The following is a 10005-nucleotide window of genomic DNA, read 5'->3' on the forward strand; positions in this document are numbered from 1 at the left end:
CCTCTGCGGAACCTCCGGTCGATGCCGTACGTTGGCGCGTCGTGACCACTCTCATGGCGCGCTTCAAGCAGCGGATGCGCAGGTTCGCGCAGAAACCGGGGTCGATCGACCTCGCCCCGTTCCAGGCCCTGCTCTCGGACGTGGACAAACACGCCGAGACGTTCAAGGCCTTCAGCGACGAGGAGCTGACGGCACACGCCAAGAAGCTGCGCGAGGAGAGCACGGACACCGAGCTCGTGGCGCTGACCCGGGAGGCCGCCGAGCGTGCCATCGGGCAACGTCCGTTCGACGTGCAGGTGCTGGGTGCGCTGGGGCTGTTGAGCGGCCTCGTCGTCGAGATGGCCACCGGTGAGGGCAAGACGCTCGCGGGCGCCATGGCCGCGGCCGGGTTCGCGATCAAGGGCAAGCGCGTCCACGTGGTCAGCGTCAACGACTACCTCGCCCAGCGCGACGCGGAGTGGATGGGGCCGCTGTACGGGCTGCTCGGCGTCACCGTGGGCTGGATCAACGGCAGCTCGAAGGCCGAGGAGCGCCGCGAGGCCTACCAGTGCGAGATCACCTACGCGCCGGTCAGCGAGATCGGGTTCGACATCCTGCGCGACCGGATCGTCACGAGCCCCGACGACCTGATCGTGCCGGAGCCCGAGGTCGCGCTGATCGACGAGGCCGACTCGGTGCTCGTCGACGAGGCGCGCGTGCCGCTGGTGCTGGCCGGTTCGACCAGCGCGGAGGCGGCCGACCCCGTCATCGCGGACCTGGTGAAGCGGTTGCGGCAGGAGCTGCACTACGAGATCGACGACGAGGAGCGCAACGTCTTCCTCACGGGTGCGGGCTCCGAGGCCGTCGAGCGGGCGCTCGGCGAGATCGACCTGTACTCGCAGGAGCACGTCACGTCCACGCTGTCGAAGGTGAACGTCGCGCTGCACGCGCAGGTGCTGCTGCACCGCGACGTCGACTACATCGTGCGTGACGGCAAGGTGCACCTGATCAACGACACGCGTGGCCGTGTCGCGAAGCTGCAGCGGTGGCCGGACGGCCTGCAGGCTGCGGTCGAGGCCAAGGAGAACGTGCAGACGACCGAGTCGGGCGAGATCCTCGACTCGATGACGGTGCAGGCGCTGCTGTCGCGTTACCCGACGCGGTGCGGCATGACCGGTACCGCCGTCGCCGTCGCCGAGACGCTGCGGGAGTTCTACGAGCTCGAGGTGCTCGTGATCCCGCCGAACAAGGAGAACATCCGCGAGGACGAGCACTTCCGCCTCTACGCGACGCTGGAGCAGAAGGAAGACGCGATCGTCGAGGAGATCAAGACCGCCCACGAGAGCGGGCGCCCGATCCTCGTCGGCACGCTGGACGTCGCCGAGTCGGAGCGGATCTCCTCGAAGCTGCGCGCCGCCGGCATCGAGTGCGTGGTGCTCAACGCGAAGAACGACGCCGAGGAAGCCTCGATCATCGCGGACGCCGGTTCGTACCAGCGCATCACGGTCTCCACGCAGATGGCCGGTCGCGGTACGGACATCCGCCTCGGTGGTCACGAGGGCGAGGACCACGACCGGATCGCCGAACTGGGCGGCCTGTACGTGATCGGCTCCGGACGCCACTCGTCGTCGCGCCTGGACGACCAGCTGCGCGGCCGCGCCGGACGTCAGGGCGACCCCGGCGGCTCGGTGTTCTTCTCGTCCATGCAGGACGAGCTGATCACCCAGTACGCGCCGGACGCCGAGGATCCGTCCGAAGTGGACAACGACGGCCGGGTGCACGACAAGGGCCTGCTGCACACCTTCGAACACGCGCAGCGCGTGGCCGAGGGCGTGAACCTGGAGATCCACCGCAACACGTGGCGCTACAACAAGCTGATCGAGCACCAGCGCGACCTGCTGCTCAAGCATCGCGACGTGGTGCTGCGCACGGACGCGGCGTTCGAGAAGGTCGGCGAGAAGGAAGGCGCGCCGGACGACATCGCCGCCGACGCCGCCCGCAAGATCACGCTGTTCTTCCTCGACGACCTGTGGACGCACCACCTGACGTTCCTGTCGGACCTGCGCGAGGGCATCCACCTGCGCGCGCTGGCGCGGCAGAACCCGCTGGACGAGTTCCACCGCGAGGCCATCCCGGCGTTCAACAAGATCGTGCCGGAGTCCTGGGAGCTCACCAGGGAGAAGTACGAGGCGGCCAAGATCACCGACGACGGCTACGACCTCGCCGACGCCGGAGTCAAGCGCCCGAGCTCGACGTGGACCTACCTCGTGCACGACAACCCCTTCGGCTCCGGGCTCGAGGAGACGATGAAGGGTCTCGTGAAGATGGTGCGCGGCCAGCGCCGCTGACAGTCAGATCTTCCCCGGGACGACGAGGTCGTCCGCGGGTCTGGCGGGCCGGGGCAACGCCTCGGCCCGCCTGGCCGTTCTGGGCGTGGTCATCTCGTCGGTGAGTTTCCTGATCTCCGCGAGGATGTCCAGGTGCTCCTGCGACGGCGGTGGCCCAACGAGGTTGGACCTGTTGTGCGCCGTCCGTTGCGCGCGCTCGGCCAGAAGCCGGATGCGGCGCAGGTGTTCGTGCTCCCCGTCCGGGAGCAAGAAGTCCGTCTGCTCCATCACCCGTGCCAGCTTTCGCCGTGCACGGGTGAGCAGTCGATCCCCTAGTCGGCTGATTCCAGTTTCTGGACGAGCCAGGCGTGGAATCCGCCGATGTGGTGCTCTGAGGGCACCAGCACTCCGCCGTGCGCGTAGGCGCGTGAGGCCATCGCGGGCTGGCATCGCTCGCAGGCTTCGAAGTCCTGTTCGTTCACCCGGTGGAACAGCTCGACCGAGCGAGAGACGTCACGGCCGGTGTCGACGACTTCCTTGGCGTAGAGCCAATCGCACTCGACGATCGTCCGGTCCGCCGCCAGCGGGTACATCCGGTGCAGGATCACGTGGTCCGGCACGAGGTTGATGAACACCTGCGGTTTGATGGTGATGGCGTAATACTTCCTGTCGCGTTCCTCTTCCAGCGCCGAGAGTTTCTCGAATCCCTCGCTGCCGTCGACGGTGAAACCCCTGATCTCGTCACCGAACTCGGCGCCGTGCCCGACGTAGTACTGCGCCGCGTAGCCGTCGGCGAACTCGGGCAGCACCTCGGTGAGCTCGGGGTGGATCGTCGCGCAGTGGTAGCACTCCATGAAGTTCTCGATGATGAGCTTCCAGTTGGCCTTGACGTCGTAGACGATTCGTTTGCCCACGGACAACTGGTCGATCTCGTACCCGTCGATGCCCTCCAGCGAGCCCAGCCGTTCGGTGACGGCGCTCAGTACGTCGTCCTCGAAGCTCGGCGGGTCCTCGGCGAGGTTCACCCAGGCGTACCCGAGCCACTCGCGCAGATGCACCTTCGTCAGGCCGTACGCAACGCGATCGACGTCCGGCATTGAGGTGAGATTGGGTGCGGCGATCAGGTTGCCGTCCAACGCGTACGTCCAGGCGTGGTAAGGGCACTGGAACGCCCGTTTGACGCTTCCGGCCTCGTCGACGCAGATGCGCGCGCCGCGGTGCCGGCAGACGTTCAGGAACGCGTTGAGGCCTCCTTTGCGGTCGCGCGCGATGAGCACGCTCTCCCGTCCGACCTGCACCGTGCGGAAGTCGCCGGCGTTCGCCAGGTCGCCCGACTTCACCGCGCAGAACCACATCTGCTCGAAGACGCGCGCCTGTTCCTGGGCGAAGATCGCGGGGTCGGTGTAGTAGCGGCCCTCAAGGGTGGAGATCAGGCTGCCGGTCATGCTCCGCCTCTCAAGCGAGCAGGGTCGAAAAGGCCGATCGGGTGCCGCGTGGCCCCGTCGATCACGAGGTCGGCGAGGATCTCGCCGACGACGGGCACGAACTTGAAGCCGTGCCCCGAGAAGCCGCACGCCACGGTCACGTCGTGCTCGCGGGCGATGACGAAGTGCCGGTCGGCTGTGTTGGTGTACATGCAGGTCGCGGCGCGCTGGAAGGTGCCGGCGAGGCCGGGCATCGGCGACCTGGTCGCGGCGGCCATCGCCTCGACCTCGTGGGCGTGCACCGTGCGGTCGATGGTGTCGGGCGTGCAGATCTGGCCACCGCTGTGGAACGCGACCTTCACCGCGCCGTCGTGCTCGGGGAAACCGTAGAAGATCGTGCCGTCCGCGCGGTCCCAGATGTAGACCGGGTGGTCGCGGAAGTCGCCGTCCGGGGTGAAGTAGAACTGGACCTGACGTTCGATCTCAAACGGGATTCCCAGGTCCCCCAACAACTCCGGCGCCCACGGGCCGGGGCACACGACGACGTGCCCGGCTTCGTACGTCGCACGAGTCGTGGTGACCCTGCCGTCCCCCCAGCTGATCACCGCCTCTTCGAAGTGCAGGTCGGCGCCCGCCTGCTGGGCGAGCGCGAGGTGAGCCCGCACGGCCGTCTCCGGCACGACGAAGCCCGCGCCGGGTTCGTACAGCCCGATCTCGTCCGCCGCCGGACGCATCCCGGGAAAGCGCCCGCGGATTTGGGACGCGTCGAGCAGCTCGTGTTTCAGACCGAACTGCTCGACGCTCGCCCGGCTACCCGTGATGGCGCCGCTGGCCGGATCGCCGACGATGACTCCGCCGACGCGGTGGAAGACGTGCTCGCCGCTGTCCCGTTCGATCTGGTCCCACATCTCGTGGGCTCGCAGCAGCAACGGCACGTAGGCGGGATCCTCGAAGTAGGCCTGCCGCGTGACGCGCGACCCGCCATGGCTCGACCCGTGCGTGTGCACGGGCGTGAACTTCTCCAACCCCAGCACGCGTTTCCCGCGCTGGGCGAGCCGATACGCGGCGGCACCGCCCATGCCGCCGAGCCCGATGACGATGACGTCGTACGTCATCCGCGGAGCCGCTTCATCTCGGGATCGAACAACGGCTCAGGTGCCGGGCGGGCCTTGACCTTCTGGCCGAAGTACTCGATCTCGACCTCGTCGTCGATCTCGCTGGGCAGCCACGCGTAGGCGATGTTGAGGCCCGTTGTGTACCCGTAGGCGGCGCTGGTGACGTAGCCGACCGGTTCTCCTTGGTGGAACACGGGTTCGTTGCCCAGCACGACGCTGTGCGGGTCGTCGATCGTGAGGCAGGTGAGCTTCTTGGTCGAGGTCAGGTTGTGCAGCGATCCCTTGCCGAGGAACTCCTTGTCCTGGCGCACCGCGAACCCGAGCCCCGCCTCGAACGGGTCGTGCTCGGTCGTCATGTCCGTGCCCCACGACCGGTAGCCCTTCTCCAGGCGCAGGCTGTTGAACGCGCCGCGCCCGGCCGCGATGACCCCGTGCCGCTGCCCGGTCTTCCACAGCGTGTCCCACAGCTTCGGGCCCATGTCCGCGGTGGTGTAGAGCTCCCAGCCGAGTTCGCCCACATAGGACAGTCGCAGCGCGGTCACCGGAACGTTCTTGATGAAGGCCTTCTGCGCGGTGAAGTACCCCTTCCGCGTGTCCAGGGTGTGCGAGATGTCGTCGATGAGATCGCGGGCCAGCGGCCCCCACAGGCCGATGCAGCACGTTCCGGCCGTGATGTCCTTGACGTACACGTCGTCCGGCGCGTGCCGGGTGAGCCAGTCGAGGTCGAGGTTGCCGTTCGCGCCTACTTGGAACGTCGTCGCGTCGAGGCGCGCGATCGTGAGGTCGCTGCGCACGCCGCCCTGTTCGTCCAGCAGCAGCGTGTAGACGACGGCGCCGGGCTTGCGGTTGAGGTTGTTGGTCGTCATGTGCTGCAGGAACTCCAGTGCTCCCGGCCCGCTGACCTCCAGCCGTTTCAACGGGGTCATGTCGAACAGCGCGACCCGTTTGCGCGTCACCAACGCCTCGGCGCCGCAGATCGGCGACCAGAACCGGCTCGCCCACTCACCTCGCGCGGGCACCTCGGCCACCTCGGGCAGATCGGCGTTGGCCTCGTACCAGTGCGGCCGCTCCCAGCCGGACGCCTCGAGGAAGAGCGCGCCGAGCTCCTGCTGCCTGCCGTAGAACGGACTCGTGCGGATCGGCCGCGGACTGTCCATGGGCTGCAACGGGTGCAGCACGTCGTAGACCTCGACGAAGTTCTGGCAGCTGCGTTCCAGCACGTAGTCCGGCGCCAGCTGCACCTGCTCGAACCGGTTGAGGTCGCTCGAGTGCAGGTCCAGCTCGGGCTGCCCGTCGACGATCCACTCGGCCATCGACCGCGCCACCCCGGCGGAGTGCGTGATCCACACCGCCTCCGCGACCCAGAACCCCTTGAGGCCAGGATGTTCGCCCAGCAACGGCATCCCGTCGCTGGTGAACGAGAACAGCCCGTTGAACCCGCGCTCGACCCCCGCCTCGGCCAGCGCGGGGATCAGCTCGACGGCCGACTCCCACGACGCCTTGAAGTCCTCCTCGGTGAACGGCAGCTCCGAGCCGGTGATGTCCTGGGCGGCGACGGGCATGGGCCGATGCCCGTACGCGCCGATCCCCAGCGCCTGGCCGTGCGAACGGAAGTACAGGTCGGCTTCCTGGTGCCGCAGGATCGGCTGCCGTGCCAACGCTTCCGCGTCAGCGTTCACGTTGCCGGTGAACACGTACTGGTGCGCCATCGGCACGAGCGGGACGGTCAGCCCGACCATCTCCCCCAGCACCGGCCCCCACATCCCGGCGCACGACACGACGATGTCCGCGGGGAACACGTCCGACTCGGTCCGCACCCCGGTGACCCGGTCGCCCGAGGTCTCGACGGCGACGACCTTCTGCCCGAACTCGAACCTCGCCCCGCGTTCGATCGCCCGCCGCGCCTGGATCTCGGCGGCCTGCACGGGCCTCGCCAGGCCATCACTGGGGATCAGGAACCCGCCGAGCAGCTGTTCCCGGTCCAGCAACGGGTGCAGGCGCGCGACCTCGTCGGCGTCGATCAGCCGGCTCCGCACGCCCCACGACGTGGCCCAGCCGTGCCTGCGCGAGAGGTCGGCGAGCCGTTCGGGGCTGGTGGCGATCTCCAGGCCACCGATCTGGTCGAAGCAGCCCAGAGCGGTGTACTTCTCGACGGTGTAGCGGGCGAAGGCGGTCATGCTGCGGCACGAGTTGGTCTGAAAGACCAGGCCAGGGGCGTGACTGCTGGACCCGCCGACCGCGAGGCCCGCTGCCTGGTCGAGGACCGTGACGTTGGTGAAGCCTCTGTCGGTGAGCTCGTCGGCCAGCGCGCACCCGACGATCCCCGCTCCCACAAGCACCACGCGAGGCACTTCACCAGGCATCAGGACACCCCTTCGCCGCAGTTGCGAGTAACAGAACTCGTTCCGCTATCTGCAACAAGTTGCGGCCAGGGCGTCCGGCTGTCAATACCGCCGTTCGCGCGAGCAGGAAAATCGTGTCCGCGCGAACGGACATCGTCCGCACAATCGGGCATGGAGTCCACCACCCTGCACACGATGGCGCGCAGGTACCTGATGAGCCGCAACGGAAAGCCGGCCTTGCCCAGGCGGCAGACGGCAGACGCGATGCTGAGCGAGGTCGAACGACTCGATCCCGAAGACCTGCCGCACCTCACCCAGCTCGCCAGTGCACTCGCCACCGTGGCCACGACCGCGCCGAAGGCATCTGGACCGACGACATGCTCGACTGGATCGCGTACGCCTCGCACGAGTCGTCGGTGGCGTTCGGCGGCACACTCGCCGAACGCCTCCGCACGTCCTGGCCGAGCTGGGCCCCCTGGCGGGATCAGCCCGCGAAGTAGCCCAGCTGGGCCGAGAGACCAGCCGCCGCCGACGACATCGTGGTCACGATCTGGTCGACCCGTTCCCGCGACAACCGGTACGACGGACCGGAAGCACTCATCGCCGCGACGACCTCGCCACGGTGCCCACGCACCGGAACGGCCACCGCGTGCAGGCCGAGTTCGAGTTCCTCGAAGCACGCCGCGTACCCCTGCGACGCGACCTCCTCCAGTTCCGAGAGCAGTCGCGCGGCTTCCACGAGCGTGTGCTCGGTGTAGGCGTCGAGCGGCAACGAGACGAGGCGGCGACGTTCGTCCGACGGCAGGTACGCGAGCAGGATCTTGCCGGACGAGGTGGCGTGCAGGGGTGTGCGCTGGCCGATCCAGTTCACGGCCGAGATGGCCGCGGAGCCGCGGGCCTGGGTGATGTTGATGGCGACGCCGGCGTCGTGCACGGCGATGTTGACGGTCTCGCCGAACGAGTCCGCGAGGGTCTGGCAGACGGGCTGGCCGAGCTTGGTCAGGTCCATCCGTCCGGTGGCGGCGCCGGCCAGGCGGACGACCCCGAAACCGATGGCGTATTTGCCTCTTTCACCGAGCTGCTCCACTAGGCCACGTGACTCCAGCACGGAGACGAGTCTGGACACCGTGGACTTGTGCACACCGAGCTCACCAGCGATTTCGGTGATACCGGCTTCACCTTGCGCCAGTAGTTCGAGCACGCTGATGGCTCTGTCCACGGACTGCACCTGAGCTGCCGAGTCGGAGTTGCTCATCGCGCAACAGTAACCGGCAGGCAAAACAACCAGCTGGACTCTTGACGGCGGGTCTCGCGAGGCTCACATTGTGTTGCGTCATTCGGAACGTGTGCCGCGTCACGCAACGGAGGCCGACGATGATCCGCGCCTGCGCTCTCATGGACCTGCCCCCAGGGGAGGCGGTTCGCATCGTCGGCCCTCATGCGCCGATCGCGGTGTTCAACGCCGAGGGCGCCATCTACGCCATCGACGACACCTGCACCCACCAGGACGCTTCGCTGAGCGAGGGGTGGCTGGAGGGATGCCTCGTGGAGTGCCCTCTGCACGCCGCGAGCTTCGACCTTCGCACCGGCGCGCCGACTTGTCTGCCCGCCAAAAGACCGGTGAAGACCTATTCCGTCCAGGTGAATGATGGAGAGGTCTATGTCGATGCCGAAGTGAACAAGGACGTGGCGTGAAGACGATCGCGATCATCGGCGCCTCACTCGCCGGTTTGAGGTCGGCGCAGGCACTGCGCCAGCAGGGGTTCGACGGACGGCTCGTCGTCATCGGCGACGAGATCCATCTGCCCTATGACCGGCCTCCTCTCTCGAAGGACTTCCTCCTCGGCAAGGTCGAGGCGGTGCCCCTCGCGGACCAGGAGGACATCGACGCGCTCAACGCGGAGTGGCGTCTCGGCGTCCGGGCGACGGGGCTGCTCTCCACCCAGGAGATCGCGCTCAGCGACGACACGACCGTCGAGGCCGACGGCATCGTCATCGCGACGGGCGGTCTGCCGCGCACGATCCCCGGCACGCACGTCCTGCGCACGCTGGACGACGCGATCAAGCTCCGTGAGGCGTTCGGCACCGCGCAGCACATCGGTGTCATCGGCGCCGGGTTCATCGGGGCTGAGATCGCCTCCAGCGCGCGTGCGCTCGGTAAGGACGTCACCGTCGTCGAAGCGCTCCCCACGCCCCTCACACGCGTGCTGGGGGCCGAGATGGGTACCGCGTGCGGACATCTGCACGGCGACCACGGATCAACGTTGATCACGGGAATCAATGTTGACTCGGTCAACGTTGACGGCGGAATCAACCTCGCGGACGGCCGGGTCGTCCACGCCGACGTCGTCGTCGCGGGCATCGGCACGCGCCCCGCGACGGACTGGCTCGCCGGGGGGCCGGTCCACCTCGGCAACGGCGTCGTGTGCGACGCGGGCGGCGTGACGAACGTGAAGAACATCGTCGCGGTCGGCGACGTCGCGAACTGCGCGGGGCACCGCGCCGAGCACTGGACGTCGGCGACCGAACAGGCGCAGATCGCCACCCGCAACCTGCTCGCGGGCGAGACCGTCGCGACGCACACCAACGGAGGCTACGTCTGGTCGGACCAGTACGGCGTGCGGATCCAGTTCATCGGACGGGCGACGGACGACGTTCGAGTGGAAGATGGGTCCATCGAGGACAGGAAGTTCGTCGCGACCTATCGAGACGGTGAGCACCCGGACGACATCGTTGGCATTGTGGCCATGAGCAACGCACGACTTTTCACCCGGCTCCGCAGGAGTCTCAAGTAGGAGACGGTCGTCACGGTTTACGC

9 protein-coding genes are annotated in these 10005 nt (G+C 67.8%); 4 read left to right on the plus strand and 5 right to left on the minus strand.

Annotation, left to right across the window (positions count from 1 at the left end; translation table 11 throughout):
* The first annotated feature begins 41 nt into the window (after positions 1-41).
* Positions 42-2327 (plus strand): accessory Sec system translocase SecA2, encoded by a 2286-nt coding sequence (secA2, locus tag OG205_RS20745; RefSeq protein WP_330277887.1) that lies wholly within the window; start codon positions 42-44, stop codon positions 2325-2327.
* A gap of 3 nt (positions 2328-2330) precedes the next feature.
* Here the strand turns inward: secA2 and OG205_RS20750 are convergent, their stop codons facing one another.
* From OG205_RS20750 to OG205_RS20765, 4 genes are read right to left on the minus strand one after another with little or no spacing between them, the layout of a single operon-like run.
* Positions 2331-2594 carry a hypothetical protein gene (locus tag OG205_RS20750; protein WP_330278198.1) on the minus strand — a complete coding sequence of 88 codons (264 nt, stop codon included), beginning with the start codon at positions 2592-2594 and terminating at the stop codon, positions 2331-2333.
* A gap of 44 nt (positions 2595-2638) precedes the next feature.
* A complete protein-coding gene (locus OG205_RS20755; RefSeq protein ID WP_330277888.1) occupies positions 2639-3751 on the minus strand; it encodes an aromatic ring-hydroxylating oxygenase subunit alpha in 1113 nt (370 codons plus the stop codon).
* Positions 3748-4845, minus strand: coding sequence for an N-methyl-L-tryptophan oxidase (gene solA, locus OG205_RS20760; RefSeq protein ID WP_330277889.1), 1098 nt, complete (start codon positions 4843-4845; stop codon positions 3748-3750). The genes OG205_RS20755 and solA overlap by 4 nt, the downstream gene beginning before the upstream one ends.
* Entirely contained in the window at positions 4842-7208 is a 2367-nt protein-coding gene (locus OG205_RS20765) for a GcvT family protein (protein WP_330277890.1), read from the minus strand. Before OG205_RS20765 ends, solA begins: the two co-directional genes overlap by 4 nt.
* Before the next feature lie 356 nt (positions 7209-7564).
* Here OG205_RS20765 and OG205_RS20770 point away from each other — a divergent pair, with 356 nt between their 5' ends.
* Entirely contained in the window at positions 7565-7687 is a 123-nt protein-coding gene (locus OG205_RS20770) for a hypothetical protein (protein WP_330277891.1), read from the plus strand.
* Here OG205_RS20770 and OG205_RS20775 read toward each other — a convergent pair.
* Complete coding sequence (locus OG205_RS20775; protein ID WP_330277892.1) at positions 7672-8442, minus strand: IclR family transcriptional regulator; 771 nt, start codon at positions 8440-8442, stop codon at positions 7672-7674. The two genes, OG205_RS20770 and OG205_RS20775, sit on opposite strands and share 16 nt — an antisense overlap.
* 119 nt (positions 8443-8561) lie before the next feature.
* Here OG205_RS20775 and OG205_RS20780 point away from each other — a divergent pair, with 119 nt between their 5' ends.
* Both OG205_RS20780 and OG205_RS20785 read left to right on the plus strand, forming a co-directional pair.
* The gene (locus OG205_RS20780) at positions 8562-8882 is read left to right on the plus strand and encodes a bifunctional 3-phenylpropionate/cinnamic acid dioxygenase ferredoxin subunit (protein ID WP_330277893.1); all 321 of its coding nucleotides are present in this window, start codon (positions 8562-8564) and stop codon (positions 8880-8882) included.
* Positions 8879-9982: an NAD(P)/FAD-dependent oxidoreductase gene (locus tag OG205_RS20785; protein ID WP_330277894.1), complete on the plus strand. Its 1104-nt coding sequence runs from the start codon at positions 8879-8881 to the stop codon at positions 9980-9982. Before OG205_RS20780 ends, OG205_RS20785 begins: the two co-directional genes overlap by 4 nt.
* The last annotated feature ends 23 nt before the right edge of the window (positions 9983-10005 follow it).

Origin of the sequence: Lentzea sp. NBC_00516 (assembly GCF_036346835.1) — a bacterium.
In the GTDB taxonomy this organism is placed as follows: domain Bacteria; phylum Actinomycetota; class Actinomycetes; order Mycobacteriales; family Pseudonocardiaceae; genus Lentzea; species Lentzea sokolovensis.

Bases quoted from the DNA above. Each gene is read 5' to 3' on its own strand.
- OG205_RS20750 (WP_330278198.1), bottom strand. From the start codon at position 2,594: ATGGAGCAGACGGACTTCTTGCTCCCGGACGGGGAGCACGAACACCTG.
- OG205_RS20755 (WP_330277888.1), bottom strand. From the start codon at position 3,751: ATGACCGGCAGCCTGATCTCCACCCTTGAGGGCCGCTACTACACCGAC.
- solA (WP_330277889.1), bottom strand. From the start codon at position 4,845: ATGACGTACGACGTCATCGTCATCGGGCTCGGCGGCATGGGCGGTGCC.
- OG205_RS20765 (WP_330277890.1), bottom strand. From the start codon at position 7,208: ATGCCTGGTGAAGTGCCTCGCGTGGTGCTTGTGGGAGCGGGGATCGTC.
- OG205_RS20770 (WP_330277891.1), top strand. From the start codon at position 7,565: ATGCTCGACTGGATCGCGTACGCCTCGCACGAGTCGTCGGTGGCGTTC.
- OG205_RS20775 (WP_330277892.1), bottom strand. From the start codon at position 8,442: ATGAGCAACTCCGACTCGGCAGCTCAGGTGCAGTCCGTGGACAGAGCC.
- OG205_RS20780 (WP_330277893.1), top strand. From the start codon at position 8,562: ATGATCCGCGCCTGCGCTCTCATGGACCTGCCCCCAGGGGAGGCGGTT.